Here is a 26,613-nt window from a genome sequence, read left to right as displayed (position 1 = left end):
TTAATTTAGCAAAAAATACTGTCAATAAACCCAGTGCTTTATCAATAAACTTAAGGCAAATTAAACCCTCTCACACAAAACCATAGATATTACCTATCATCATTTTTTTCTACTCTATTTTTTTAATGAAGTTGTTTAATTTTTTTTGTGCTTCTTTCACGCATAAAAAATGCCCAAAATGAATATACTTACCAGCAGGCAAAAAAATCGGCGCTATTGTTTTACCTTTGTTTTAATCATTAACATTTTATCAATCTGTCATCTGATACTGAATCATAGCGGCCAACAGCCCTCCCCGCTCTTCTTTTGGCTAAAATTACATCAGCCCCAGCGAATAGCACTCAGCCTATTTCAAAATACTCTGCCGTTTTGTTGAACAATATAATGACCGATGTAACTATTTTCAGTTTAATGCTAATCACGATAATTAATTGAAGATGATGTCTTCGTTTATGGTGTAACAAATAATTACCCAAAATCCTATAAATCACATAATAAAACCATGTTACTCTTACTCGCGTTAAAAACTTGCTGATATAAGTTTCCCCATCGGAGTTTTATTAAATGGATTTTGCCGTTAAAAGGATGTACATGCCGTTAATTGTTGCATGCTGCATTTTCACATTTTTAGTTTGCATGCTATTTATTCAGGCAGGCCATATTGTCAGCATAGAAAAAAAGCGTAAGGCGGAGTCCGTTCTGGATTATGCTGAAAGCATCCTGGATGAGGCCCGGTTGGCGGCACAAGAAATGTCCGGACTTGTAGAAAGTACTTGTACTGAGTTAATCAAAAATGAACTGGATAATATTGTTGCAGGCTACCCACATTTGCACTCGATGGTTATTACCGGCCCAAAAGGGATAAGGTGTTCCTCCCTGAGCGGTGAATTTCTACCCGGCGCCGCCCACAGAAATACGGCAACTCAAGCCCTTGCTCTGCATACTTTCCATGATCCTGGAAATCGCCATACTCAACCCCTTCTGGTTAAAACATTCCACGGTCACAACGGCATGATATTAGATATCGCCATCAGCGGTATTTTTTTGAAAAATAATCTGAAAACGGATGCTGCAGGATATCCTCTGTATCTTCAGATTGGCGACATGCAGCTTAGCGCCAGCGGCGAGATTTCGCCGGTAAAATCCGTTGGCCACAGCCTGCATCACAGCTCCAGTAAAGAAAGCTCACTATCAATATTCTACAGTTCCGCGCTGGGGCTATCGCTGCTCAGCGCATTATTGATGTTTCCGTTTACGCTATCGGCATCTTTAATACTATCAATACTGTCGGGTTTGGCTTATTACCTGATTATAAAAAAGACAAATACTCCCGGAAATGACCTATTAGCCGCCATTAAAAATGGTGACATAAAAACGTTCTATCAGCCGATAGTCAATGCTGCTGACGGTGAGATTGTGGGTTTTGAAGCACTGTGCCGCTGGTATCACCCGTCAGAAGGTATTATTTCACCGAACCTCTTCATTCCCATGGCCGAAAAAAGCGGGTTGATCGTACGTTTAACGCAATATCAACTCAACCAGATTAGCCGCGATCTCATCACACTTTCGCCGGGCATGAACCGTCCTTTTCATATCAGCGTGAATTTTAGCCAACGCCACTGTGCCGCAGGTACCTTTATTCATGACTGTAAGGCTTTTATACGTAAGATCGCCACCTTCAAAGTAACGCTGATTATTGAAATTACCGAGCGCCATCCCATGCTATTCACCGATGTACAAATGAAAAAATTTGCATGGTTAAAACAAAATGGGGTCCAATTATCGCTGGATGATTTCGGCACCGGTTACTCTAATCTTGAGTATATTTCAGAATTGATACCCGATTATCTGAAAATAGACCGAATGTTCGTAAATTCTATCGGCAGCGGCAATACTGTTCTATTGGACTGCGTGACGGAAATGGTCGACAAGCTCGGTATTAAAGCGATTGCCGAAGGTGTAGAGAATATCAGTCAGGCAAGATATCTCCAGGACCGTGGCGTACAGTATCAGCAAGGTTATTATTGGTATCATCCGATGGATTTTACGACTTTATTGCAAACGCTCTCAGGAAAAACACGTCAACGGTAGACGCCTTCTCTGTGGTGACCCACCGCTGCCATCTTGCCGCCCTATCGGGCGGCAAGGCTGACCGCTTATTTTTGGATCAAATAGCGGATCGTCGGACCATCTTGCTGGATATCCAGCACGGTATAGCCATGGTTGCGAGCATCTAGCGGAATATTATTGATCGACTGCGGGCAGTCGCTGACAACTTCCAGAATCTCCCCTTTTTTCAACTGTGGCATCGCTTCCAGCGTTGCCACTGCCGGATACGGGCAGGGCTCACCCACCATATCAAGACGGTAATCCGGTACGATAGTACTCATGCATTCTCCTTCGTCACAACGCCCGTCGCCGTGCGCGTTAACTCACGCCGGAAGAAACGTTTCTCCCAGCCAATAATCAGCAAAAGAGCGGCCAGCAGCAGCGCGTAGGTGACCAGCAGACCGCCCAACGGGCCAAAGGTCGTCAGCAGGTTCACTTTATCCCAATGGGTGGCCAGCGATGGCGCAAGATCGTCCCAGAAATAGGCCAGAATTGTCGACCCGAGGACGTTGCCAAGCCCAACCCACCAGTAGTGCACCTGCCCTTCTACGGCCCGATACATCCAGCCGGTTTCACAGCCACCGGCCAGCACGATGCCGAAACCGAACAGCAGCCCGCCGATGACCGCATTCGGGCCCGCCCACATAATTTTCGGCGCAACGCCGAGCTGGACATAGCTAAAGATACCAATGGCACTCGCCGCCATACCAAAGATGATCGCTTTTGCCATTTGGGTGCGGCCGGTGATCCACAGATCGCGGAAAGCAGAGGTAAAGCAAATTTGCGCACGTTCAATCAGCAGGCCAAACCCCACGCCAAACAGCATGGCCAGCCCAAGCTTCGGATGATCGAACGCGGTCAGCAGCGCCCAGCCCAGCATGCCGATAAACACCAGCATTCCCAGACGAAAGCGGCGACGCGCGCGGTCGGGCTGCTGAGTGAGCGGTGAAGCCGCTGAGACTTTCTGAATATTGACCGGAATACGGAATAGCGGCAGCAGGGTAAAGCGCGCGCCGAACCACGAGCCAAGCGCGGTCGCCAGCGCAAAGAACCAGGCATGAAGCGAGAACTGCGGGATCCCGGTGAAGAAGGCTGCCAGATTACAGCCCATCGCCAGTCGCGCGCCAAAGCCGGCAATCATACCGCCAACAATGGCCTGAAAAATGCGAATACGGCTACGCGGCAAACGCAGCTTGACGTTATTGGCCCACAGCGCCGCCGCAAAACAGCCGCCGAACATGCCCATAATCATCATACCGTCAACGCGGGTTAACGGTGTTCCTTCAAGACCAATCAGCTTGTAATAACCCCAGGTTTCACTGTGAACGCCAACCAGCTGTAATAGCTGCCCGCCCCAACGCGTAAATTCGCCGGTGACGGCCCAGAATGTGCCGGTAATACCAAAATAGTAGGTTGAGAGAATCCCTGCGGCGATAACCGCCGGGACAGGCGACCAGAATTTGATCAGATATGCCTGTTTAAAATGTTGCCATGTCATGAATGTGAGCCTCTGAACTCAGAAGGTATATTGTGCGCAGGTGGCGGCACAGAAGCGCTGAATTATAGCGGCTGTCGATGACAGAATAATTGAAAAAACAAGAAAAGGTCGATTCGATCAATTTGAAGAGATACGGGTGAAATAAGCCTTAATTTAAAGGGGGCTTTCACCCGTGCTGATGCGTATCGCCAGGGGCCTCTTTACGCGTATGCGCTATGGCTGGCTCGCCTGCCATAATTCAACGCAGTTGCGGCCACGTTTTTTGGCCTGATACAGCGCCTGATCGGCCTGTTGAATCAGACGTTCGTAGTCAGGGTGGCCGGTAAACATCGCCGCACCGATCGACAAAGAGAGCGGAATATCATTGCCGTCGGGGGCAGCAATTTTTGTTTTTTCAACGCGGCTACGAATACGCTCCGCGGTACGTAAAGTATCAATCTGGCTCGCTTCCGTCAGCACGATAACAAACTCATCGCCGCCATAGCGGAAAACGTAATCGTTGCTGCGTACGTTGTCATAAAAGACCTGCGATACTTTGCGTAAAATCTCATCCCCTGTACTGTGCCCCCACGTATCATTGATTTGTTTAAACTTATCAACATCAATAACCAGTACCGACAGCGGAGTGCTAACGCGATTGGCGTGAGAGATTTCGCGCTTAAAAATAGTCGGCATAAAGCGCCGGTTCAGCAGCTTAGTTAATACGTCCACGCCAACTTCATGACGCGAGACTTCTTCAAACAGTTCGCGCAGCAGCGCGATGATTTGCGACACCGAGCTGCGCAGCTGCAATAAGAACTTATTGCGCTGGGCTTTATCATCGATAGGGGGGGTGGCGGCGTTAATCGCATGAATCACACCGTCAAAATCCTGCATCAGACGCGCAATATGCCCGACTTCCGCAATACCGCTAAAATAGTGGCGGCCTTTATGATTAAACCACAGACCAAAATCCGACTGGTTCAACGGCAGGCTGTTCCCCAGGTCGGCATCCAGCACCACCTTGTAGATAATGTCGATTTCCCAGGCCAACAGAGTCGCAATCTGCCGCTCTTTTTCTTCTTCGGCATTTTCCAGCAATGAGAACATGCGGTAATTCTCATCCTCTTTGGCCTGGCTGTTTTCGCTGAAGGAAAAGGTCCGCGACATGACTTCCATCGCCAGGTCGATGCTGTGAATCGAGAAATGATAAATCTGCAGCTTATCTGCCGAAGGCTGTGAACCGTGAATGATGACCGGATAGAGAATTTTCTTTAATACCCGAAAACCCATTTCAACCACTTCCACCGGAATACCGATGCGGGCATGCACTTCTGCCACCGCGTGCTGCATCTTCAGCAGGCGATCGATATCCGCCACTTCGCAGGACAGAACTTCCACAATCCATTTTTCCAGCGCGCGTTTTAGCTGCCGCTCTACCTGCTCGTTACTCAGAAACTCTTCGGCATGAGGGTCGAGCAGCACCGTTTTATAGAATTCGGCGCTCAGCGCCTGCGCGCTGTCTGCCGCGATCTCTGCCGCCTGCTGTCGAATGTGAGGTTCAGTTTGCTCAAGCAGCAATAGCCACTCGCTTTTCATTCTTTGTAGATACATCTGCACGGGCAACATCCTCACAATATAAAATCATTAACAATCGAATAACTTGTTCAACAACTATGGCCTGAGTTGCGATAAGACACAAGATGCTACGCCGCAGACTCCCCCTTCACTTGCTCGCCGCGTTCTGGCAATCTGGCCGCCTTGCGACTTCGCAGATTCATCAATAAGGCCACGCCGAATGAAACAGATTACCCGCGACGATATGCACCAACAAAGCGCCGCCGCCGCACAGTCACCTCGCCTGCGTGCGCATCGCAATTTCCACCCGCAGCTGAGCGACCCCGTACAACGGCTGGCCATCGCCATGGAGCCAGGAACCTACGTGCGCCCGCACCGCCATCCGCATACCTTTGAACTGCTGCTGCCACTGAGCGGACGGTTCGTGGTGCTTAATTTTGATGACCAGGGTACGGTGACTGAGCGCGCGGTGCTGGGCGAATCCTGTACGGTGCTGGAAATGGCGCCCGGCACCTGGCATGCGGTGCTGTCGCTGGATAACGGTGGGATCATTTTTGAAGTCAAACAAGGGGCTTATCAGCCCGTCGCCGAAGAAGACTACGCGCCATGGGCTCCGGCGGAAGGAGAAGCCGGTACGGCAGAGCTGATGGCGTGGTATGCGCAGGCGCAAATTGGCGATCGCCGCGCGGCGAGCTAACCGTCGGCCAAAAAAGCCCGCGAGCGCTCGCGGGCTAATCATTCAGTCAACCTCGTTCAGCGCAGACCCAGATGTTCTCTATTTCTTTGCTGAATATACTCTTCCGTAGCGGCCAAGCCATTAATGCGGCCAAACGCAGCCAGTAGATAGACCACCGCCGATTGCTGTAACGTCATTTTGTCCCGCTCGTCTACCACACCGCTCGCCAGGCTCCACGTGCTGGCCGCCTGCTGGCAAAGCGTGCTGACGGACTCCGGAGACAAATATTTTCGTTCATCAATCTCTTGTAATAACCTGCGAAATGCCGCGTCACGCTGGGCCTCCTCGCCGTGGTCGAAAATGATATCCATAATAGCATCCATCATGATGCGCAACTCTTCAGCGTAAATAGTCATAGCGTTCTCGATACGGCAGCACAGTCAACCTTTATAGAAACCGGCGAAGTGGTTTCAATGGTGGTGGGGCCATTGAGAGTGATGGTAGCGACCTCATTAGCATTATTTACCGGAGCGTTCGCACGCCCCCTATTCCTGCTGCTTTGATATTGGTCTGATGGTTTACCGTCACGTTATTATCTCTGCCGGCACGTTCCCGACCAGGGTTAATACCGTCGGCTAACCAGCCTGAAGTATTAACGGTCAGATCGTTAAATTTATCGTTTTCGCCAATCAAATACAGACTCCCGTTTTTCAGCCCACCTGAAGCTCCCCCTGTCGCCCTGGTGGTAATAATTGCCTTATCGTACGTAGCGGGTAAAATCCTGACCGTTACCGTTTACAGAGCCGTAGTAATAAACTGTATAGTTCGCATTGAACGTATTCTCTTGCACGGGGCTGCAAACGCTAAAATCCGGCAACATGCGTATTCAACCGCTTTATGCATTAATATTTAACTGTAGGCCCTTCTCACGGCAAAGTGATAACAATGAAAAGGGCCATCAATCAGTTTAAAATCGCTTATAACGAATGTGAGAATCGGAAAAGGGTATTGATATCGGCCCCCATTTTCTTTTCCGCACGGCGCTTTGCAGCATAGATAGTACGAATATCGACATTGAGTTCATCAGCCAGTTGCAGACAACCGTCTCCGGAAATCAATGCGCTTAAGACAGCAAACTCCAGTTCAGAGAGTGACTCTCCGCCAAAGAAGGCGTCGCGCTGATAGATAAATCTCTTTTTTAACTTTTCACAGGCCAGCGTCAGCCGATCTTGCTGATAGATAACAAGAAAAATATCTTTAGAATGCTTAAACCAGTAATTAGCCAATGGTTTAAGGTATTTATCACAAACGATAACAATTTTTAATTTCGTTTCAATTAAATAATCTATCCAACGTTCGTTAGTAAAAAAACGCAAATGGCTGATAGAAAAATCGACAAAAATACAGCCTAAATATAGATTATTATAATTTTGTTTGAGGAGCCCCTCCATAATCCCCAGAGAAAAATAGCCACTCCCTTCTGGCCAGGTACAAATACAATAGTCCTGGCAAAACGAAACGCGCAATGAGGCATTTGGTTTTAATTCACATTGAGAAGGGCAACTCATACAGTTGATTCTTCCGTAATCATAAATTAGTGACTTCATTGTCCCCCTCCTTATCCATGATCGAATAATTTCACTGCCATAAAATGATGTCAATATTCTTTTGGAGGCCCAATAACTCTATTGGCCGGATTAAAACAATATTCTTACAAGCCATCCAAAGGGTGGAAAAACAACCATGCGGAAATAAAGAGGAAAAACAGTGGAAGAATAACTTCCGGCGGAAACAATGAGAAAACTGCGAATGTAAATCAGATAATTACAATAAAAAGAATGAGTCATGTGACTAATCACAATGAAGACTATTCAAAATAAAATAATTTACTTCCATTACTTTGCGGATTTGTTTTTTGGGGGAGGTAATACTTTTGACTTAAAAAGGTCTTAAGGCCATCGAAAAGAATGATATTAATAATCATACAAAAAGCTGAAGATGTATATCAAGAAAAGCTTTTACGGATATATACCCGTGATCATTGAAGACGCTTGATTTTTCAGCAACAGGAGATCATGCTGTCCCCATGAAAATCTTTATCACTGACCAACAAAAAGCTGAACTTGAGCGTCTTCATGACTCCAGTCGTGATAAGCGCGTTTGCGATCGCATTAAAGCCATTCTTCTGGCCTCCGAGGGCTGGAGTTCGGCCATGATCGCTCAGGCTTTACGCCTGCATCAGACTACTGTTGACCACCATATCAGCGAGTTTCTGAACAAAGGCAAGCTGAAGCCCGAAAATGGCGGCTCAGACAGCAAACTCAGCGCTGAACAAACGGCTTTTTTAATCAGCCACTTATCCGACAATTTATTTTACCATACCCGTGATATTGTCGCGTTTGTCGCGCGGACATGGAACATCGTTTTCAGCATTCCGGGAATGAATAAGTGGCTGCACCGGAACGGCTTCACCTATAAAAAACCGTCAGGCGTCCCGCATAAATTCAGTGAAGAGAAACAAAAGCAATTCATTGAATATTATGAGGAACTCAAAGCCACCGCAGGTGATGAACCGGTTCTTTTTATTGATGCTGTCCATCCGACTCAGGCCACCAAAATAGGTTATGGCTGGATACGTAAAGGCCAGAGAAAAGCGGTAAAAACAACAGGTAGTCGTACACGGCTGAATATCATGGGGGCGCTGAATCTGAAGGCCCCGGAACATCCGCTAATCTGCGAATATAAAACGGTTAATGAATACAACGTATCTCGTTTTTTCAATGAGATACGTAAAATTTATCCAGATTATCAGCAGAAAGTTCATGTTATTCTGGATGGTGCTGGTTATCACCGTTCACAGTTAGTGAAAGACTGGGCGGAGGTGGTAAATATAAAACTTCATTACCTCCCGCCGTACAGCCCGAACCTGAATCCGATAGAACGAATGTGGAAGTTAATGAACGAACATGCCCGGAATAACCGCTACTTCAGCAACAGCAGGGAGTTCAGGGATGCAATATCTGAATTTTTCAGCCATACGTTACCGGGGATAGCGGGTTTTCTGACGTCCCGAATTAACGATCATTTTCAGGTGCTCAAACCTGCATCTTGAGGTTTATTGGGTATATAAATAGAAAGTGGGGCACCGTAGCGCCCCATTATTGAGAGTTACAGCCCTTCGGCGATGATTCTCGCCGCTGAAGCCAGCACATCGCGGCGGCTCTCTGCGTTCTGTTGCGGCTGGGTAAAATAGGTCACCAGAACCAGCGGCGCACGACCCTGCGGCCAGATCACCGCAATATCATTGGTGGTGCCGTAGTCGCCGCTGCCGGTCTTATCACCCACAGTCCACGACGTCGGTAAGCCGGCCCGAATGCTGGCTGCGCCGGTCGTATTGCCTTTGAGCCACGTCACCAACTGCGCCCGCTGGGTTTCGCCCAGCGCATGACCCAGCGTAAGCTGACGCAACGTCTGCGCCATCGCCCGCGGCGTGGTGGTGTCTCTCGGGTCGCCGGGAATGGCGGTATTCAGCGTAGGTTCAGTGCGATCCAGACGAAACGTCTCATCGCCGATCTCGCGGGCAAAAGCCGTCACGCCTCCCGGGCCACCGAGCTGGGCAATCAATTTGTTCATGGCGGTATTGTCGCTGTACTGCAACGCGGCCGCGCTCAGTTCTGCCAGCGTCATTGTGCCGTTGACGTGTTTTTCGGCAATCGGATTGTAGTTAACCAGATCGGCAGGCTTGATCTCGACAGGCTGATTAAGCAGCTGCTTTTGCGTTTCACTCTGCTTAAGCACCGCCGCGGCCGCCATAACTTTACTGGTACTGCACATTGGAAAGCGTTCATCACCGCGATAAAGCACCTGCGTATTATCTTCGGTATCGATGAGCGCGACGCCCAGCCGCCCTCCGCTGCTTTTCTCCAGCGCCGCCAGCTTTTGCTGCACCGCACTCGTCTGCGCATAAAGCGGCGCGCTGCCCAGCAGCAGCGGAATGCACGCCGCCGCCGCGAACATCATCCGTTGCATTCTCTTTGTCACCATCTCAAACTCCCAATACGGTCAATCCGTGTTACATCAGTATTCATTAAAAGGTCGAACTGAAAAGCAAAACGCCGCGATTTTTCTGTCGCGCCTCGCCGTGAATCACTCGGGCACGCGAGATGACAGCTAAAACGACAAGCGCAGGATGATAACCCACCGTTAAGGAAACAGCAGAAACGTATTTTCGGATTATCGCCAGAAAAATAGACGTAAAATCAATGGGGTTAAAGACCCAAAAGACGCGTCGCCAGAACGAAATTTATTACCGTATGAAATTAAAGTGTCGTCGAATCACGACAGTCGTAAGTAACTAAAAATTAATAAAAAAATCCCTCTTGTTTCCCTCATTTTTTAGGCGTACATTAGCGCCATCTGGAGCACAACAGCACAGAATTCTGAGGTGATGCCAACCGCGAAAGACGTCCGTTTTTTTCGTCGGTTGTTACCAACTCGCAGTAACACCACCGTTCATGAATGCGTAGAAACCGAATACGCGGAGAGATGAGTCGTGAAATATTTCTTTATGGGCATTTCCTTTATGGTCATCGTTTTTGCCGGTACATTTGCCCTGATGATCTAGCTGATAAAAATGCAAAGAAAACAGGAGCCATTCGGCTCCTGTTTGCATTTCTACGCACGGGACATTACCCGGCAGGCTTATGCTCTGACGGCAGCAGGCCGTCGGCGCGGAACATGGCTTTAATCCCACGAACGGCCTGTCGAATACGGTCGCGATTCTCTATCAAGGCAAAGCGCACGTGAGTGTCACCGTAGTCGCCAAAACCGATACCCGGCGAAACGCACACTTTGGCCTCTTGCAGCAGCTTCTTCGCAAACTCCAGCGATCCCATCGCCGCATACTGATCGGGAATTTTAGCCCAAACGTACATCGACGCCTTCGGCATCTCCACCATCCAGCCCGCTTCATGTAGCCCTTTCACCAGCACGTCACGGCGACGCTTATACTGTGCGGCAATATCGCGCACGCACTGCTGATCCCCTTCTAACGCGGCAATTGCCGCCACCTGCAGCGGGGTAAAGGTACCGTAGTCGTGATAGCTCTTAATCCGCGCCAGCGCGTTGACCAGCGTTTTATTACCCACCATAAAGCCGATGCGCCAGCCCGCCATGTTATAGCTTTTCGACAGCGTAAAGAACTCGACCGCAACGTCGCGGGCGCCCGGTACCTGCATGATTGACGGAGCCTTCCAGCCGTCGTAAACGATATCAGCGTAGGCCAGGTCGTGAACGACCAGCACATCGTAACGTTTCGCCAGCGCCACAACCTTCTCAAAAAACTCGAGCTCAACGCACTGGGCGGTAGGATTGGACGGGAAGCCCAGGATCATCATCTTTGGCTTCGGATAGCTTTCACGAATTGCGCGCTCAAGCTCGTTGAAAAAGTCGACGCCTTCCACCAGCGGCACGGAGCGCACCTGAGCGCCGGCGATCACCGCGCCGTAAATATGAATCGGGTAGCTGGGATTCGGGACCAGAACCGTATCGCCATGATCGAGGGTTGCCAGCATCAGGTGCGCCAGCCCCTCTTTTGAACCAATGGTGACGATCGCTTCACTTTCCGGGTCAATCTCCACGTCATAGCGTTCCTGGTACCAGCGTGAAATAGCGCGACGCAGGCGCGGGATGCCGCGTGAAGTGGAATAGCCGTGCGTATCAGGGCGCTGGGCCACGGTGCACAGCTTTTCGACAATGTGCGGCGGCGTGGCGCCGTCCGGGTTCCCCATGCTGAAATCGATAATATCTTCGCCGCGCCGACGCGCAGCCATCTTCAGTTCAGCGGTAATGTTAAAAACGTACGGGGGTAAGCGATCGATACGCGTGAAACGGCGTTCAGGACTGGATTCAGCCATAGGTTCCTCAGGATTACGTTAGCGCCCGAACCGTTCGAGCGACGCTGCCACCGATGTGGCATGAACAGAAAATAACCTGAATAAAATGGCCCTGTCGAGGGGGTAAGTAAAAAAATGTTACGCGATATAAAAGGGGAACGCTTTGAAACAGAATGCTTTCAATCGCGGCGGGTATCGCTCAAAACAGAACAAAATAATAACAATATGTTTTCCATTGGTTTTCTTTTCTCGCGCGTAACGCAGGCAAAATTTCGCGATCTCTTCTCGTTGAATGCCTTTGGCTATCAATCCCCTTTTAAAATTAAGGTTTATCCCTATTCTGCGTACCGCTGGTCATCTGCCGCCGGGTTACTTATCATAAGATTTTACTGAAATCATTCGGCGCCCCCATGCACGAAATATTCGATATGCTGCTCGCGGTCTACGATCGGGCCGCGTTAATGCTGATTTGCCTTTTTTTCCTGATCCGCATCCGTCTGTTCCGCGAACTGCTGCACAAAACCGCCCACACGCCGAAAGAGCTGCTGGCGGTCACGGTCATTTTCTCGCTGTTCGCTATTTTCAGCACCTGGTCCGGCGTGCCGGTGGAGGGCTCGCTGGTTAACGTGCGCATCATCGCGGTCATGTCGGGCGGGATCCTTTTCGGCCCGTGGGTTGGCGCTATCGTGGGGATGATTGCCGGGATCCACCGCTACATGATTGACGCCGGCGGCGTCACCGCCGTGCCGTGTTTTATCACCAGTATTATTGCCGGGATCCTGTCGGGGCTGATTAACCGCCGGGTGCCAAAAGAGCTGCACTGGAAGGTGGGGATTCTGGGCGGTATGCTGTGCGAAACGCTGACCATGATTCTGGTTATCGTATGGGCTCCGAGCATCGCGCTCGGCGTCGATATTGTGTCGAAAATCGGCATTCCGATGATCGCCGGCAGCGTCTGTATCGGCTTTATCGTCCTGCTGGTGCAGAGCGTTGAGGGTGAAAAAGAAGCCAGCGCCGCACGCCAGGCCAAGCTAGCGCTGGATATTGCGAACAAAACGCTGCCGCTGTTTCGCCAGATCAACAGCGATACCCTGCGACAGATTTGCGACATCATTCGCCAGGATATCCACGCCGATGCGGTGGCCATCACCAATACCGAACGGGTGCTGGCCTACGTGGGCGTGGGGGAAGATAACTACCACAACAACGACGACTCCATCAGCCCGACCACCCGCCAGGCGATTAACAGCGGTGAAATCGTGATTAAAAACAACGATGAAGCCTACCGCACGCCGGAAATTCACTCGATGCTGGTGATTCCGTTATCGGAGAAAGGCGTCATCACCGGGACGCTCAAAATCTACTACTGCCACGCGCACCAGATCACTTCATCGTTACAGGAGATGGCCATCGGCCTGTCGCAAATTATTTCCACCCAGCTTGAAGTGTCGCGCGCCGAGCAGCTACGCGAAATGGCAAATAAGGCAGAGCTGCGCGCGCTGCAAAGCAAGATTAATCCTCATTTCCTGTTTAACGCGCTGAACGCCATTTCGTCATCTATCCGCCTCAATCCGGACACCGCAAGGCAGCTGATTTTTAATCTGTCGCGCTATCTGCGCTATAACATTGAATTAAAAGACGATGAGCAGATTGATATTCGCCGCGAGCTGTACCAGATAAAGGACTATATCGCCATTGAGCAGGCCCGCTTCGGCGATAAGCTGACGGTTATCTACGATATTGACGACGAAGTGAACTGTCTGATCCCCAGTCTGCTGATCCAGCCGCTGGTGGAAAATGCCATCGTACACGGTATCCAGCGCAGCAAAGGCAAAGGCGTCGTGACTATCAGCATCACCGAGTCCGGCAACCGCGTGCGTATCAGCGTGCGTGATACCGGCCCGGGTATTGACCCGATGGTCGTGGCGCGCGTGGAAGCCAACGAAATGCCGGGCAATAAAATCGGCCTGCTTAACGTCCATCACCGGGTCAAGCTGCTGTACGGCGAAGGGTTGCACATTCGCCGCCTCGACCCGGGAACGGAAATTGCGTTCTATATTCCTAACCAGCGCACGCCCGTCCCGGCGGCCGCCACATTACTGCCCTAACGCGGAGGACATATGAAAGTCATCATTGTGGAAGATGAATTCCTGGCGCAACAGGAGCTGACCTGGCTGATTCAACAGCACAGCCAGATGGAGATAGTCGGGACCTTTGACGACGGCCTGGACGTGCTGAAGTTCTTGCAGCACAACAAAGTGGACGCCATTTTTCTCGACATCAACATTCCCTCTCTGGACGGCGTGCTGCTGGCGCAGAACATCAACCAGTTTGCCCACAAGCCGTTTATTGTGTTTATTACCGCGTGGAAGGAACACGCGGTAGAGGCCTTCGAGCTGGAGGCATTCGACTATATTCTCAAACCGTATCAGGAGTCGCGCATCGTTAGCATGCTGCAAAAGCTGGAATCGGCCTGGCAGCAGCAGGCGGGCAGCAGTCTCAACACGGGCAGCGCGGCGCGCGAAAATGACACCATCAACCTGATTAAAGATGAGCGCATCATCGTGACGCCGATTAACGACATTTATTACGCCGAAGCGCACGAGAAAATGACCTTTGTCTACACCAAGCGCGAGTCATACGTGATGCCGATGAACATCACCGAATTTTGCAGCAAGTTGCCGGGCAGCCATTTCTTTCGCTGCCACCGCTCATTCTGCGTGAATCTGAATAAAATTCGCGAAATAGAGCCGTGGTTTAATAACACCTACATTCTGCGCCTGCGCGATCTGGAGTTCCAGGTGCCGGTCAGCCGCAGCAAGGTGAAAGAGTTCCGGCAGATAATGCATCTGTAGTGCCCAGGTTGCCGCTAAAGCAGGGGGTATGCGCGTCAAAAATTAGGGAGCGAACGAATGAAAATCTCACTTAAACTTGAGGATGGCAGCACGCAGGCACTGGATGTCGCCACCGTGACAATAACCCTCAGCAACGGCGAAACGTTGGAAATCAGCGCCGAAAATAGCCGACGCCCGGCGCATCTTTGCGAGGGGATTACCGTCTGGGGAGGAAAAATGCCAACAGAGCAGGATTCGCTTGAGGAGCTGAAAGCATCAACGCGCGCGCTGGGTATTTACCCGCTGGCCGCCAACACGCTGCACCTGTTTCCGCTCAAAAAATAGCGCCGGCTGGCGCACGCGTATCACCCCGCGTGCGCCGCACGGCGGCGGGATTACAGCACCTGGCCCAGGGTCTGGCGCAGATGCGCGCCGGAACCCAGCAGGCCCGGATTATCATGCACAATCAGGTATACCGGGATCGGATGCACATAATCTTTGAAACGACCTTTGTCCTCAAACCCGCCGCGGAAACCGGAGGCTTTAAAGAACTCCAGGAAACGCGGCACGATACCGCCCGCGATGTATACGCCGCCAAAGGTGCCCAGCGTTAACGCCAGGTTACCGCCGAAGCGCCCCATGATGACGCAGAACAGCGACAGCGCGCGACGGCAGTCGGTGCAGCTATCGGCGAGCGCGCGTTCGGTAATGTCTTTCGGCTGATAGTTTTCCGGCAGTCGGTTATCAGACTTCACGATGGCCCGGTACAGATTCACCAGCCCCGGTCCAGAGAGCACGCGCTCGGCGGAGACGTGGCCAATTTCTTCGCGCAGCACTTCGAGGATAATCCCCTCTTCTTCGCTGTTTGGCGAAAAATCAACGTGCCCACCTTCACCCGGCAGGCTCACCCAGCGCTTATCGACATGCACCAGATGCGCAACGCCAAGCCCGGTGCCCGCGCCGTACACGGCAATAGGCTTACCTTCTACCGGCTCGCTGCCGCCGAACTGGATCAGATGCTCTTTTTTCAGCATCGGGATTGCCATCGACACTGCGGTGAAATCATTGATGATTTCCAGATGCGCAAACCCGAGGTTCTTTTTCATCTCGGCGATAGAGAATTGCCAGGTATGGTTGGTCATCGCCACCCAGTCACCGGTGATAGGGCAGGCAATCGCGATACAGCCGTCTTCGACCGACACGTTATGCTCGTCGAGATAGACGCGGACAACGGCTTCCAGGCTGGGGTAATCCAGGCCGGAATAGGTCTTCGCCTGAGAAATCTCTCCGCTGGCAACATCGCACAATGCCAGACGCGCATTGGTGCCCCCCACATCCCCCACTAAAGCAAACTTTGTCATTCCGTTACGGCTCCGCTAAAGTCAGAATAAATCTTTGCCACACTGTAAATTCAAGGCGCGTTAACAACAACGACGTTTGCGTGAGCGCCCCTGGATTATCGATCCAGGTCACATTTTTTGCGTATTTTTTAGCAGGTATAGAACGGGATAATCTGTAGGGCCGTATCGTTTCAGCCTCATTTACACTGAACGTCAACGGCGGACAATGCAAAGTCGTCCCAGCATTTAGCCAAAAGGATATAAACATGCTCCACCCGCGAGCCCGAACGATGTTGCTGCTCTCCATCCCTGCGGTCTTGATTGGCATCGCCTCCAGCCTGATTCTGATAGTGGTGATGAAAATCGCTGCACTGCTCCAGCAGGTGCTGTGGAGCAGCCTGCCCACCGCCTTCGGCATGGACATAACCTCGCCGCTATGGATTATCCTGATGCTAACGCTCACCGGCGTCGCCGTGGGGCTGGTCATTCGCTATAGTCCGGGCCATGCCGGTCCGGATCCGGCCTGCGAGCCGCTGATCGGCGCTGCCGTACCCGCAGCGCACCTGCCCGGGCTGCTGATCGCCCTGATCCTCGGCCTGGCCGGCGGCGTGAGCCTGGGGCCAGAGCATCCGATTATGTCAGTCAATATTGCGCTGGCCGTGACGCTGGGAGCGCGCTTTTTCCCACGCGTCAGCTCGCTCGACTGGACGATTCTCGCCGCCGCCGGAACCATCGGCGCGCTGTTCGGCACGCCGGTCGCCGCAGCTCTGATCTTCTCTCAGACCCTCACCAGCAGCAACGATGCTCCGCTATGGGATCGCCTTTTTGCCCCACTGCTGGCCGCGGCCGCCGGGGCATTGACCACCGGCCTGTTTTTCCAACCGCATTTTTCGCTCGCCATTGAGCACTATCAGACGATGCGCATCGTCGATATCTTCAGCGGCGCGATTGTCACCCTCTTTGCTATCGCCATCGGTATGGTCGCGGTCTGGTGTCTGCCGCATCTCCACGCCCTGATGCATCGCCTGAAGCATCCGGTGCTCATCCTCGGGGCGGGCGGTTTACTTTTGGGGGTCATTGGCACTCTCGGCGGCCCTATCACGTTGTTTAAAGGGCTGGATGAAATGCAGCGCCTGACGGGCGGGCTGGACTTTGACGCGGGCGACTACCTGCTGTTCGCCCTGTGTAAACTGGCTGCGCTGGTGGTGGCTGCCGCCTGTGGCTTCCGCGGCGGGCGTATCTTCCCGGCGGTCTTTGTTGCCGTCGCGCTGGGCTTGATGCTGCACGCGCACGTTGAAGCCGTACCGGCGGCCATTACCGTCTCGTGCGCCATTCTTGGGCTGGTGCTGGTAGTGACGCGCGATGCCTGGCTCAGCCTGTTTATGGCCGCCGTGGTGGTACCGGACACCACCCTGCTGCCGCTGCTGTGTATCGTGATGCTCCCCGCCTGGCTGCTGCTGGCGGGGAAACCCACAATGATGGTACCGCGCAGACGCAAAGATTAACGGCCGCTGTTGCGCGCTTCCAGCGCGTCGGTGACCGCTTTGAGCAGCGGCGGGATGTCCATTTTAGGCAGCATCACCTCCAGCAGCGTCAGCCTGTCGCCGTGTGCAGCGCGCGTCAGCGCATCATTTAGCTGCGTCACGTTGCTCACCTTCGCGCATTCGGCCTGGCAGTCGAGGTTAAGCGCCTGCGGCAGCTGGGTCCAGTTCCACAGGCTGATATCGTTATACCGCTGTTCCGGCCCGTGGATCGCCCGCTCGACGGTGTAGCCTTCGTTATTCAACAGCAGAATCAGCGGCCGCTGGTCGTCGCGCAGCATGGAGCTCAGCTCCTGGACGGTGAGCTGCGCCGCGCCGTCGCCCACCACCAGCACCACGCGCCTTTTCGGCCGCGCCGTTTGCGCGCCAAATGCGGCGGGCAGCGTAAACCCAATCGATCCCCACAGCGGCTGCACAATGACGCTAGCGCCCACCGGCAACGTCAGCGCAGCGATGCCAAAGGCCGCCGTTCCTTGGTCACCCAACAGAATATCGTGCGGCTGAAGGTGTTTTTGCAGCGTTTGCCAGAAACGGCGCTGGGTTAAGGCGCCGCTCTCCTGCGCCACGGGCGCTGATGCCCGCAACGGAGAGGTTTGCCATGGCACGAGCGTATCGCTCAACGTCATCAGCGCCTTCATCGCCGACAGCATCCCGATACCGCTAAACCAGCGCTGGCCCACTCGTGCGGCAAACGGCTGTATTTCAATCGATTTTTCGACTGCAATTCGGTGAGTAAACCCGGCGGTAATGGTGTCGGTAAAACAGGTGCCGATGCAAAGAATCGCCTCCGCATCCTCAATCGCTTCACGGGTCTGCGGCAGGCTTGCTCCGCCGCTATACGTTCCCACAAATCCCGGTTGCTGTTCGTTAAACAGCCCCTTCCCCATCAGCAACGTAGCGTGCGGAATCGGCCGCGCGGCCATCCACTGGTTGAGCATCGGCTGAAGCCCAAAGCGCAGCGCCAGCACATCCGCCAGTAACGAAACCCGCTGACGCCCTTCCAGCAGCTTGCGTGCGCAATCGACAAACGCGCTTAACTGCGCCGGATCCGGCTCCGCCACCGCCGCGCTGAGAGCGTTTACAGGACGCGATGTCGTCAGCGCGGCCACATCGGCAGGCAACAGCAGGTAACCCGGTCGACGCTGCTGAATGACGGCCTGCAGCACGCGGTCGATCTCCTGGCAAGCGTTGCGGGCAGTCAGTACGCCCTGCGCCACGGAAATCGGCGCACTCATCTGGCGGAAGTGGTCAAAATCGCCATCGCCCAGCGTATGGTGCAGGCACTCGCGGCGCTGCTGCGCACCGGTACAGGGTGCCCCCACGATATGCAGCAACGGCACATATTCGGCAAAGCTGCCCGCCACGCCGTTCAGCGCGCTGATTTCCCCTACGCCGTAGGTCGTGAGCAACGCACCGCAGCCCTGCATCCGCGCATAGCCATCGGCGGCGTAGGCGGCATTCAGTTCATTAGTACAGCCCACCCAGCGAAGGGTACGGTGGGCAATGACATGGTCGAGAAACTGGAGATTATAGTCCCCCGGAACGCCAAACAGGTGGTCGACGCCGCAGTCGGCAAGGCGGTCAAGCAGATAATCTGCCACGGTATAGGACGCTGTCATCGTACAACTCCTTCAGCCGGTGATTTCTTTTGAGTATTGAAGAAGTGTTAACCCTGTCCAGTATTGATAAGAAAGTCGTCTGGAAAGCAAATTTTACAGATTTCAGCAGTGTACGAGCTAATGGACATTCGCTAGTGTAAGCGTATACACAAACGGAAATTCCGGAGGACACAATGGTTTATCAGGCAAATCCCGCGCGTTATGAAACCATGACGTTTCAGCGCTGCGGTAACAGCGGCCTCAAGCTTCCCGCCGTTTCGCTGGGGCTGTGGCACAATTTCGGCGATGAAACGCGGGTAGAAAACAGCCGTCAGCTACTGCGCCACGCGTTCGATCTTGGCATCACCCATTTTGATCTCGCCAACAACTACGGGCCGCCTCCCGGCTCGGCAGAGAGCAACTTCGGCCGTATTCTGCGCGAAGACTTTCTCCCCTATCGCGACGAGCTGATTATTTCCAGCAAAGCGGGCTACACCATGTGGGAAGGCCCCTACGGTGATTGGGGCTCGCGTAAGTATCTGATTTCAAGCCTCGACCAGAGCCTTAAGCGGATGGGACTTGAGTATGTTGATATTTTCTATCACCACCGCCCGGACCCGGAGACGCCGCTTGTGGAAACCATGCGCGCGCTGGATCATCTCGTTCGCCAGGGGAAAGCGCTGTACGTTGGGCTTTCCAACTACCCAGCGGAACTTGCGCGTCAGGCCATTGCGATCCTGAACGATCTGGGCACGCCGTGCCTTATCCACCAGCCCAAATATTCCATGCTGGAACGCGGCGCGGAAAACGGGCTGCTGACGGTGCTGGAGCAAGAGGGCGTCGGTTGCATTGCGTTCTCACCGCTGGCCGGTGGACAGTTAACCGACCGCTATCTGCACGGCATCCCGGCTGATTCTCGTGCCGCCAGCGGCAGCGTATTCCTTAAGCCAGAACAGCTAACCGACAGCAAGCTCGACGCCGTGCGTCGCCTGAACGCACTGGCGGAAAAACGCGGGCAGAAACTGTCGCAGATGGCGCTGGCATGGGTGCTGCGCCAGCAGGCGGTGACCTCGGTATTGATTGGCGCGAGCAAGGTGGCGCAGCTGGAGGATGCAGTGAATATGCTGGCAAACCGCCATTTCAGCGCCGAAGAGTGCGCAGAAATTGACGCCATTTTGCACAGTATAAAATAACAGCGATTTTAGCAAAAAATGCTCTCTCCTGGCGGTTTAAGAGTTAACCCAATAATTCTGGTGTTTACCGAATTGTAATATTGCGTTAACAGGCCTTTCTGGCCACGATCGTATAGGAGAGAAGTATGTTCAGGTCACTGATTCTGGCGGCAGTGTTGTTAGCATCGGCCCCGATGTTTGCTAATGCTGGTGAAATCACCCTGCTGCCATCCATAAAATTACAAATTGGCGATCGCGATAATTACGGTAACTACTGGGATGGCGGCCGCTGGCGCGATCGTGATTACTGGCATAAGCACTGGTATCGCCACGATAACGGCTGGCACCGCGGCTGGGACAACCGTAAAGCGTACGATCGCGGCTATCGTGACGGCTGGGGCGATCGCGATGACCGTCGCGGCCCGGGGCGCGGACATGGTCACGGCCATGGCCACGGGCACCGTTAATCTGGCAGCCAATCCATGATATCAATGCCGGCGCGGCCCTTCGAGCTGCGTCGGCTTCTCCTCCTCGTCATCGTTACCGTAATGAAATAAACGCCCTTCGGCTCTTTTATGGGCAAATCCTGCGCTTCTTATTTCTCAGCATTTGCCCTTGAGCAAAAAAATCCTGCCAGTATCTTATCGTCAAGATATTTCACGTCAGGATTAACATCATGAATGCTAATTTTAAAAATGAAATTCAGACATTCGGTCGTTCACTTCTGTTACCTATCGCCGTACTCGCGCCCGTTGGAATGATCATGGGAATTAGTTCGGCGCTTGGCCAGAGCTATATGATCGAGAAACTGCCCTTCTTAGGTAATGATATTTTCAAGGCCGTTTTATCCTCTCTGGGTTTAATCAGCAGCGTCGTTTTTAATAATATCCCATTATTATTTGCGATGGGCGTGGCCTACGGCATGTCAAAAAAAGAAAAGGGAATTGCAGTATTTGCCTCGGTGGTCGCTTATCTGACCCTGCTTATTGCCATGCACGTGCATCTGAAGCTGGCGGGGACGCTGGCGAAAAGCGATCTTTCGTTAGTCGGACAGGGGATGGTACTGGGCGTACAAACGCTGAAGATCGAAGCGCTGGGCGGCATTATCGCCGGTTTGCTGGCAGCAAAAATTACCGACCGCTTCTACCGTCTGCAGCTTCCGCTCGCGTTTGCCTTCTTCAGCGGTAAAAAATCGGTGGCTATCCTGGCGATCGCCTTCGCGATCCCGGTCGGTCTGATCATTCCGTTTATCTGGGATCTGTTTACCGCAGGTATGCGCGCCGTATCGACCATCATGATGGCCCCGGATATTGGCGCAGGCATCTACATGACGCTAAACCGCCTGCTGATTCCGTTCGGTCTGCATCATGTGCTGAGCTCGACGGTGCGCTTCACCGCGGCCGGTGGCACTTATCTGATTGACGGTCAAACCTACGTTGGCATTTTGCCCGCGATGAATAAGATCCTCTTTGAGCTTGGGCCATCGCATCCAGCCTGGAAAGAGTACATGCCCACCCTCACCAGCTATCTCGCCTCCTCCCAGATGCTGACCACGCTATTCCGCGTGCCGGCTATTGGCCTGGCGATGTATCACATGGCTTATTTTAAGAATAAGAAATTTGCCAAAGGGATGATTCTGACGGTTGTGCTCACGGCCATGCTTGGAAATATCACCGAGCCGCTGGAGTTCTCCTTCCTGTTTATTGCGCCGAAGCTGTTTATTGTCTATGCGGTGCTGTGCGGTCTACTCACTATTCCGCTGCAAATGCTGGACGTTTCCATCGGCTATATTCGCGGTACCATTTTTGACTTTGGCATTTTCGGCCTGATGTACGAGAACACACATTGGGTTAGTTTAATTCTCCTGGGCATTGTGAACTTCGTTGTCTTTTATTTCGTGTTCCGCTTTGCGATTAGTAAGTTTGATATTAAAACGCCGGGACGCGAAAGTGAAATTGCTGACAGCACCCTGCTGAATAATAAGGAATACGATAAGGTCGCCGCCATGGTCATTGATGGACTCGGCGGGCGGGACAATATCAAGCGCGTCGAAAACTGCGTTTCTCGTCTGCGTATCGATTTGCAGGATCAAAAGAAAATCAACATGGACGTGCTCAAAGAATCCGGTTCTCTGGGGACCTTTATCCCCTCAAGTAACCATGTCCATGTGGTCTTTGGCCCACACGTTGAATTTGTTCGCAATGCGGTCGACGACCGTCTTGTCGGCGCCAAATAAGCAACCAGGAGGCGAAAATGCGCGCACTGTATGACTCCAAAAGTAAAACGATTGATGACCGTGGAATGAAAACCCTGCTCGGCCAGCAGGCGCGGGTGCAGTCCTGGCTGGACGTCGAGGCCGCGCTGGCGCTGGCGCAGGCCGAGCACGGAATGATTCCCGCACAGGCAGCGGAGAATATTGCCGCAAACTGCCGTGTCGAGAATATCGACCTGGTCGAAATGGAGCGCCTGCTGCGCGAAATTGGCCACGGCTTCGTGCCGGTGATTAAAGTGCTCATCAAAGCCTGCGACAGCGAAAGCGGTAAGTATGTCCATTACGGCGTGACCACGCAGAATATTCAGCAAACCGCCCAGCTGTATCTGGCGAAGCAATTTAATGCCGTGCTGCAATGCTTTCTCAACGATATTCTGCACAACCTGGCCAGCATGGCCCGCGAACATCACGCCACGCTGATGGCCGGGCGCACCCATGGAAAGCACGCACTGCCCATCACCTGGGGATACAAGGCCGCCGTGTGGATTGACGAGCTGCTGAGCGCGCGGGAGCGGATGCAGGAGGCCGAAAAACGCGTCTTTACCGTGATGATGGGCGGCGCCGTTGGCGCTTTCCATGCGACGGGCGAAACCGGCCGCCGGGTGCAGGAAAGCGTTGCACAAAAGCTCGGAATGCGGGCCATGGCAATCCCTTCTCGCAACTCACGCGTGTATCGCACCGAGTACATCAGCAATCTTTGCCTGCTCGCCACGACCCTGCACAAAATTGCCGAAGAGGTTTATCAGACCTCCAGCGAAGAGTTTGGTGAAGTGTCTGAAGCCTTCACCAAAGGCACCGTGGGCAGCAGCACGATGCCGCAGAAGGTTAATCCGAAGCTGGCAAAAGGGATCATCGCCAACGCGCAAAAGCTCTACTCCGTGCATACCTCCTGCCTGTACGTCAGCCCGCGGCCGTTTGAAGCGGACAGTTCGGCCTATTTTATTTTCGACGGAAATATTCAGGAGAGCATGGAATGCATCGCCGAGATAGTGATGCGCGCCGAAGAGCTCACCCGAACGCTGGTCATCAACGCCGATCGTATGCAACAGAACGTACAGCTGACGCACGGCCTGATTAACAGCGAAAAAATCATGATGCATCTGGTCGAAAAGCTGGGTAAAGACGCCGCTCACGAACGCGTATACCAGTTGGCGATGCGCAGCACGCATGAAGGTATCCCCTACGGTGAAGTCCTGCGTCACGATCCGGTCATTCGTCAGAACTTCAGCGATGCGGAGATCGATGCGCTTATTGACCCCGCGCACTACATTGGGCTGTGCTCAGAGATGGCGCTTGAAACCGCCGCGCGCGTACTGGAGGCCAAAGGTGACTGACCCCCTGCTGTCGTTTGCCAGCGAACGCATCGTCACCCCGGATGGGATCCGCGCCGGCTATCTGCACGTCAGCGGCGGAAAAATTGTCGGTATGGATGACGTGCCGCGTGGAGACGTCATCGATTACCGTGACGCTATGCTGATGCCAGGCTTTGTCGATATTCACGTACACGGCTGGGGCCGAGGCTCCTTTGCCTGGAAAGGCGAGACTCGCTCGCTGCGCGCCATGAGCCAGGACCTGGTGCACGCGGGGGTGACCGCCTGGCTTGCCACATCCGCCACCCAGCCGGAAGACTTTTTGCTGACCAGCCTGGCCAACGCCGCGGCCTGGATAGCACAGGCAACGCCCATTGACGGCGCGGAGGCGGTGGGCATCCACATGGAAGGCCCCTACATTAACCCTAAATTTATCGGTATGCAGCGTCTGGACTGCGTTCAGCCTCCGAGCATTGCCGGTTTTGAACGCTATCAGCAGGCGGCAGGCGGCCATGTGCGCCTGATGACGCTGGCGCCTGAATTGCCCGGAGCGCTGGATCTGATTCGCCATTTGCACCAGGCCGGTGTCACCATCTCAGCAGGCCACACCGACGCGACTTTTGACGAAATTGGCCTGGCCATCGACGCGGGGCTGAATCATTTTACCCATGCATTCAGCGCCATGCGTGGGTTACACCACCGTGAGCCCGGCGTGGTCGGCGCGCTGATGTATTACGAAGACACCTTTGCCGAAGTTGCCAAGCAGAGCGGTATTACCCTACGTCCGGAGGTGTTCGATATTCTCTACCGGCTGAAAAAGGATCGTCGGCTGGTCATGATGAGTGACTGTCTGGGCTACGTCGATTTTCCGGAAGGCTTCGAGTTTCACCACTATTTACGCCAGGAAACCTTTCGCATCCGCCAGCACGCGCTGGAGATCACCAACGGCCACGGCTGTACGCGCACGATTCATGCCGAGGACTGGCCGGCCGTTTGTACGCTGGAGATGAGTTTCCTTGATTCGGTGAAGAATGTGGTCAAACGGCTGGAGCACGGCTGGGTATCAGCGGCACAGGTTGCCTGCCTCAACCCGGCAATCCTGGCCGGCGTAGCCGACAGAAAGGGCAGCCTTAGCGTCGGTAAGGATGCCGATATTCTGGTGCTGGATGCCGAGGAAACGCTGCGTGAAGTGTGGTGCCGGGGCGTTCGTCAGCCGCAGGTTAAATAAACACATCACCGTACTGTTGCTCGAGAAAGCGCTTCAAAGCCTGCGGGCTCATTCCCTGTACCTGCTGCACGAACGCGTCAGCAGGTATTTTTTTGCGTGCCGGGCTTAATCCCTGCTCACGCAACAGCTGGAAATCATCCTGCGTCAGGTAGAAATTCACTTTCACATACGCCAGCTGAGCATGACGCAAATGGCTGGCAATTTTATTGGTAAACGCAATCAGCAGGTCGAACGGCTGCTGCTGCAGTTGAGCAAGTTCATTGATATTGACGCAGCCGAGAATATCAATGTGAAACCGGGAAAGCAGCACTTCTTTGAAATAGCCGACTTTGCTTTCCGAGGAGTTAGTCACAATGATCACCCGCTTTTTAGCGTCACTAACGACCCGATTCTTTAACTCATGTTTTTTAATGATCAGGACCAGCGTCGCCAGATGAATCGGTGAGAATGACGTCTGCCAGCCGCGCTCAATCTTCTCCAGCGACCGCTGCACGAGGTGCCACAGATCAGGGTAACGACGCTGAACATCATGCAGTTTTTTATCATCAAACCAGAGGTGCAGTTTGTTCTGGATAATGGCCGCGTAGAGAAAATGGTAAATTTCTTCAAACCAGGCATCGTGGTTATATATCGCTGCGTTCAGCCCGCGAGACATGACTTCACAGGCCTGTTTCACATGAGGAATCAGCCGGGAGTCGTACAGCGTAAAGGGCCGCCAGGTAAAGGTTAGCGAGGCAATAAGCATATCCAGCGCGGTATTTTCATCGCGATCGGCCAGCACTCCGTAGGCATAGGTCGTCAAAAAGGTGGTGGCTGAACTATCGGTCATGCGCAGCCCGCGCTTCATTCGCTGCAGCGCGAGGCTAAGGTAAACCAACAAATACTTTCGCCCGTTGTAGCCAAGCCGCGTCATCGGGCTGACCAGCCGCTCATAGTACTCAGCCGCCAGGGTAATTTCATGCGCGCAGCCGTGGAGAAATTGTTCAGCAATGGAGCGGTTGATCGGTTCGTTAGCCTGATGCGCGATCAGCCGGTTTCCCTCACCTATCTCAACGGTTTTGAGAATCGACATGCAGGCAGCCAGGCGCAGGCGAAATTCGTCGCCCACCAGCTGTGAACCTTTGCGCGGAATGCTCAGCAGCGTTAGCCCGCTCTCCTGTACCCGGCTGAGCATCAGCGGGTTATCGTTTTTCACCGTCCCTGCGCTAACGTTGAATTTTTTATAGTACTCGTTTTTATTGACGACATCGTTCAGACACAGCGCAACGAAAAGATCCTGGACTCGCTCCTCGCCGGTGGTGAGATAGCGGTTAAAACGTACGCGCTGTAAAAACTGAATATACTCGCTGTAACCAATACGGGTGGTAATGAATGGATTATCAAGGTGAATCTGAACCTCTTCCGGCAGCAGTTCATTCAGCTCTTTCATGGTGCGTTTGAGCGTGGAGAGGGTTTTGCCAAAGCGTAGCACCGCGCGATCGACCGCCAGCGGGCTGTTATCCTGCAGATATTTTAAAAAGGAGAGATCAAAAGAGTTCATTAGCGTTCGCTGCTGTTTGGCGCAAAGCCCAGCTTAGCGAAAAA

General features: G+C 53.0%; 23 protein-coding genes. 13 read left to right on the top strand and 10 right to left on the bottom strand.

Annotated elements, in window-relative coordinates; all coding sequences use genetic code 11:
- Positions 1-564 precede the first annotated feature (564 nt).
- A complete protein-coding gene (locus tag H7R56_RS07310; RefSeq protein WP_106924215.1) occupies positions 565-2,091 on the top strand; it encodes an EAL domain-containing protein in 1,527 nt (508 codons plus the stop codon).
- A gap of 65 nt (positions 2,092-2,156) precedes the next feature.
- On the opposite strand, the gene yedF is transcribed toward H7R56_RS07310, so the two are convergent.
- The 3 genes from yedF to H7R56_RS07295 form a co-directional block, all read right to left on the bottom strand.
- Positions 2,157-2,390 carry a sulfurtransferase-like selenium metabolism protein YedF gene (yedF, locus tag H7R56_RS07305; RefSeq protein ID WP_106924214.1) on the bottom strand — a complete coding sequence of 78 codons (234 nt, stop codon included), beginning with the start codon at positions 2,388-2,390 and terminating at the stop codon, positions 2,157-2,159.
- Positions 2,387-3,607 carry a selenium metabolism membrane protein YedE/FdhT gene (yedE, locus tag H7R56_RS07300; protein WP_106924213.1) on the bottom strand — a complete coding sequence of 407 codons (1,221 nt, stop codon included), beginning with the start codon at positions 3,605-3,607 and terminating at the stop codon, positions 2,387-2,389. Before yedE ends, yedF begins: the two co-directional genes overlap by 4 nt.
- A gap of 213 nt (positions 3,608-3,820) precedes the next feature.
- Positions 3,821-5,206: a diguanylate cyclase gene (locus H7R56_RS07295; protein ID WP_106924212.1), complete on the bottom strand. Its 1,386-nt coding sequence runs from the start codon at positions 5,204-5,206 to the stop codon at positions 3,821-3,823.
- A 178-nt stretch (positions 5,207-5,384) separates the two neighbouring features.
- On the opposite strand from H7R56_RS07295, the gene H7R56_RS07290 reads away from it, so the two are divergent.
- Positions 5,385-5,861, top strand: a complete 477-nt coding sequence (locus H7R56_RS07290) for a WbuC family cupin fold metalloprotein (RefSeq protein WP_106924211.1) — start codon at positions 5,385-5,387, stop codon at positions 5,859-5,861.
- 56 nt (positions 5,862-5,917) lie between these two features.
- On the opposite strand, the gene H7R56_RS07285 is transcribed toward H7R56_RS07290, so the two are convergent.
- Positions 5,918-6,256: a hypothetical protein gene (locus H7R56_RS07285; RefSeq protein ID WP_106924210.1), complete on the bottom strand. Its 339-nt coding sequence runs from the start codon at positions 6,254-6,256 to the stop codon at positions 5,918-5,920.
- A gap of 561 nt (positions 6,257-6,817) precedes the next feature.
- Entirely contained in the window at positions 6,818-7,447 is a 630-nt protein-coding gene (locus tag H7R56_RS07280) for a helix-turn-helix transcriptional regulator (protein WP_182928561.1), read from the bottom strand.
- A 479-nt stretch (positions 7,448-7,926) separates the two neighbouring features.
- Here H7R56_RS07280 and H7R56_RS07275 point away from each other — a divergent pair, with 479 nt between their 5' ends.
- Positions 7,927-8,952: an IS630 family transposase gene (locus H7R56_RS07275; RefSeq protein WP_040118421.1), complete on the top strand. Its 1,026-nt coding sequence runs from the start codon at positions 7,927-7,929 to the stop codon at positions 8,950-8,952.
- Positions 8,953-9,008: 56 nt separating this feature from the next.
- Here H7R56_RS07275 and H7R56_RS07270 read toward each other — a convergent pair whose 3' ends face one another.
- Positions 9,009-9,884, bottom strand: coding sequence for an extended-spectrum class A beta-lactamase CTX-M-213 (locus H7R56_RS07270; RefSeq protein WP_106924209.1), 876 nt, complete (start codon positions 9,882-9,884; stop codon positions 9,009-9,011).
- Positions 9,885-10,392: 508 nt separating this feature from the next.
- Between H7R56_RS07270 and ypdK the strand changes: the two genes are divergently transcribed.
- Positions 10,393-10,464, top strand: coding sequence for a membrane protein YpdK (ypdK, locus tag H7R56_RS07265; RefSeq protein ID WP_100249902.1), 72 nt, complete (start codon positions 10,393-10,395; stop codon positions 10,462-10,464).
- Between the two features lie 64 nt (positions 10,465-10,528).
- On the opposite strand, the gene alaC is transcribed toward ypdK, so the two are convergent.
- Positions 10,529-11,755 carry an alanine transaminase gene (gene alaC / locus H7R56_RS07260; protein ID WP_106924208.1) on the bottom strand — a complete coding sequence of 409 codons (1,227 nt, stop codon included), beginning with the start codon at positions 11,753-11,755 and terminating at the stop codon, positions 10,529-10,531.
- Between the two features lie 389 nt (positions 11,756-12,144).
- On the opposite strand from alaC, the gene H7R56_RS07255 reads away from it, so the two are divergent.
- Genes H7R56_RS07255 through H7R56_RS07245 form a run of 3 tightly spaced genes read left to right on the top strand, consistent with a single transcriptional unit; the run spans position 12,145 to position 14,913 of the window.
- Positions 12,145-13,842 (top strand): sensor histidine kinase, encoded by a 1,698-nt coding sequence (locus H7R56_RS07255; protein ID WP_106924207.1) that lies wholly within the window; start codon positions 12,145-12,147, stop codon positions 13,840-13,842.
- A 12-nt stretch (positions 13,843-13,854) separates the two neighbouring features.
- Positions 13,855-14,589, top strand: a complete 735-nt coding sequence (locus H7R56_RS07250) for a LytR/AlgR family response regulator transcription factor (protein ID WP_106924206.1) — start codon at positions 13,855-13,857, stop codon at positions 14,587-14,589.
- A 57-nt stretch (positions 14,590-14,646) separates the two neighbouring features.
- Entirely contained in the window at positions 14,647-14,913 is a 267-nt protein-coding gene (locus H7R56_RS07245; RefSeq protein WP_106924205.1) for a hypothetical protein, read from the top strand.
- Positions 14,914-14,963: 50 nt separating this feature from the next.
- Here H7R56_RS07245 and glk read toward each other — a convergent pair whose 3' ends face one another.
- Positions 14,964-15,929, bottom strand: coding sequence for a glucokinase (glk, locus tag H7R56_RS07240; protein WP_106924204.1), 966 nt, complete (start codon positions 15,927-15,929; stop codon positions 14,964-14,966).
- Positions 15,930-16,174: 245 nt separating this feature from the next.
- Here glk and H7R56_RS07235 point away from each other — a divergent pair, with 245 nt between their 5' ends.
- Entirely contained in the window at positions 16,175-17,413 is a 1,239-nt protein-coding gene (locus H7R56_RS07235; protein WP_106924203.1) for an ion channel protein, read from the top strand.
- Here H7R56_RS07235 and H7R56_RS07230 read toward each other — a convergent pair.
- Complete coding sequence (locus tag H7R56_RS07230; RefSeq protein WP_106924202.1) at positions 17,410-19,068, bottom strand: alpha-keto acid decarboxylase family protein; 1,659 nt, start codon at positions 19,066-19,068, stop codon at positions 17,410-17,412. The genes H7R56_RS07235 and H7R56_RS07230 overlap by 4 nt on opposite strands.
- Before the next feature lie 173 nt (positions 19,069-19,241).
- Between H7R56_RS07230 and mgrA the strand changes: the two genes are divergently transcribed.
- The 5 genes from mgrA (at position 19,242) to H7R56_RS07205 (ending at position 25,029) form a co-directional block, all read left to right on the top strand.
- Positions 19,242-20,240 carry an L-glyceraldehyde 3-phosphate reductase gene (gene mgrA, locus H7R56_RS07225; RefSeq protein WP_106924201.1) on the top strand — a complete coding sequence of 333 codons (999 nt, stop codon included), beginning with the start codon at positions 19,242-19,244 and terminating at the stop codon, positions 20,238-20,240.
- Between the two features lie 125 nt (positions 20,241-20,365).
- Positions 20,366-20,686 (top strand): DUF2502 domain-containing protein, encoded by a 321-nt coding sequence (locus H7R56_RS07220; protein WP_106924200.1) that lies wholly within the window; start codon positions 20,366-20,368, stop codon positions 20,684-20,686.
- Between the two features lie 209 nt (positions 20,687-20,895).
- Positions 20,896-22,455 (top strand): PTS transporter subunit EIIC, encoded by a 1,560-nt coding sequence (locus H7R56_RS07215; protein ID WP_106924199.1) that lies wholly within the window; start codon positions 20,896-20,898, stop codon positions 22,453-22,455.
- A 17-nt stretch (positions 22,456-22,472) separates the two neighbouring features.
- A complete protein-coding gene (locus H7R56_RS07210) occupies positions 22,473-23,825 on the top strand; it encodes a class-II fumarase/aspartase family protein (protein ID WP_106924198.1) in 1,353 nt (450 codons plus the stop codon).
- The gene (locus tag H7R56_RS07205) at positions 23,818-25,029 is read left to right on the top strand and encodes an N-acetylglucosamine-6-phosphate deacetylase (RefSeq protein ID WP_106924197.1); all 1,212 of its coding nucleotides are present in this window, start codon (positions 23,818-23,820) and stop codon (positions 25,027-25,029) included. The genes H7R56_RS07210 and H7R56_RS07205 overlap by 8 nt, the downstream gene beginning before the upstream one ends.
- Here the strand turns inward: H7R56_RS07205 and H7R56_RS07200 are convergent.
- Positions 25,022-26,569, bottom strand: a complete 1,548-nt coding sequence (locus H7R56_RS07200) for a BglG family transcription antiterminator (RefSeq protein WP_106924196.1) — start codon at positions 26,567-26,569, stop codon at positions 25,022-25,024. The two genes, H7R56_RS07205 and H7R56_RS07200, sit on opposite strands and share 8 nt — an antisense overlap.
- Positions 26,570-26,613 lie beyond the last annotated feature (44 nt).

It is taken from the genome of Klebsiella sp. WP3-W18-ESBL-02, from assembly GCF_014168815.1.
Lineage (GTDB): Bacteria > Pseudomonadota > Gammaproteobacteria > Enterobacterales > Enterobacteriaceae > Kluyvera > Kluyvera ascorbata_B.
This window is presented reverse-complemented; position numbering and strand designations above follow the sequence as displayed.

Excerpts from the sequence above, each read along its gene's own strand:
- H7R56_RS07310 (WP_106924215.1), top strand. The coding sequence starts at position 565 with ATGGATTTTGCCGTTAAAAGGATGTACATGCCGTTAATTGTTGCATGC.
- yedF (WP_106924214.1), bottom strand. The coding sequence starts at position 2,390 with ATGAGTACTATCGTACCGGATTACCGTCTTGATATGGTGGGTGAGCCC.
- yedE (WP_106924213.1), bottom strand. The coding sequence starts at position 3,607 with ATGACATGGCAACATTTTAAACAGGCATATCTGATCAAATTCTGGTCG.
- H7R56_RS07290 (WP_106924211.1), top strand. The coding sequence starts at position 5,385 with ATGAAACAGATTACCCGCGACGATATGCACCAACAAAGCGCCGCCGCC.
- H7R56_RS07285 (WP_106924210.1), bottom strand. The coding sequence starts at position 6,256 with ATGACTATTTACGCTGAAGAGTTGCGCATCATGATGGATGCTATTATG.
- H7R56_RS07280 (WP_182928561.1), bottom strand. The coding sequence starts at position 7,447 with ATGAAGTCACTAATTTATGATTACGGAAGAATCAACTGTATGAGTTGC.
- H7R56_RS07275 (WP_040118421.1), top strand. The coding sequence starts at position 7,927 with ATGAAAATCTTTATCACTGACCAACAAAAAGCTGAACTTGAGCGTCTT.
- H7R56_RS07270 (WP_106924209.1), bottom strand. The coding sequence starts at position 9,884 with ATGGTGACAAAGAGAATGCAACGGATGATGTTCGCGGCGGCGGCGTGC.
- alaC (WP_106924208.1), bottom strand. The coding sequence starts at position 11,755 with ATGGCTGAATCCAGTCCTGAACGCCGTTTCACGCGTATCGATCGCTTA.
- H7R56_RS07255 (WP_106924207.1), top strand. The coding sequence starts at position 12,145 with ATGCACGAAATATTCGATATGCTGCTCGCGGTCTACGATCGGGCCGCG.
- H7R56_RS07250 (WP_106924206.1), top strand. The coding sequence starts at position 13,855 with ATGAAAGTCATCATTGTGGAAGATGAATTCCTGGCGCAACAGGAGCTG.
- H7R56_RS07245 (WP_106924205.1), top strand. The coding sequence starts at position 14,647 with ATGAAAATCTCACTTAAACTTGAGGATGGCAGCACGCAGGCACTGGAT.
- glk (WP_106924204.1), bottom strand. The coding sequence starts at position 15,929 with ATGACAAAGTTTGCTTTAGTGGGGGATGTGGGGGGCACCAATGCGCGT.
- H7R56_RS07235 (WP_106924203.1), top strand. The coding sequence starts at position 16,175 with ATGCTCCACCCGCGAGCCCGAACGATGTTGCTGCTCTCCATCCCTGCG.
- H7R56_RS07230 (WP_106924202.1), bottom strand. The coding sequence starts at position 19,068 with ATGACAGCGTCCTATACCGTGGCAGATTATCTGCTTGACCGCCTTGCC.
- mgrA (WP_106924201.1), top strand. The coding sequence starts at position 19,242 with ATGGTTTATCAGGCAAATCCCGCGCGTTATGAAACCATGACGTTTCAG.
- H7R56_RS07220 (WP_106924200.1), top strand. The coding sequence starts at position 20,366 with ATGTTCAGGTCACTGATTCTGGCGGCAGTGTTGTTAGCATCGGCCCCG.
- H7R56_RS07215 (WP_106924199.1), top strand. The coding sequence starts at position 20,896 with ATGAATGCTAATTTTAAAAATGAAATTCAGACATTCGGTCGTTCACTT.
- H7R56_RS07210 (WP_106924198.1), top strand. The coding sequence starts at position 22,473 with ATGCGCGCACTGTATGACTCCAAAAGTAAAACGATTGATGACCGTGGA.
- H7R56_RS07200 (WP_106924196.1), bottom strand. The coding sequence starts at position 26,569 with ATGAACTCTTTTGATCTCTCCTTTTTAAAATATCTGCAGGATAACAGC.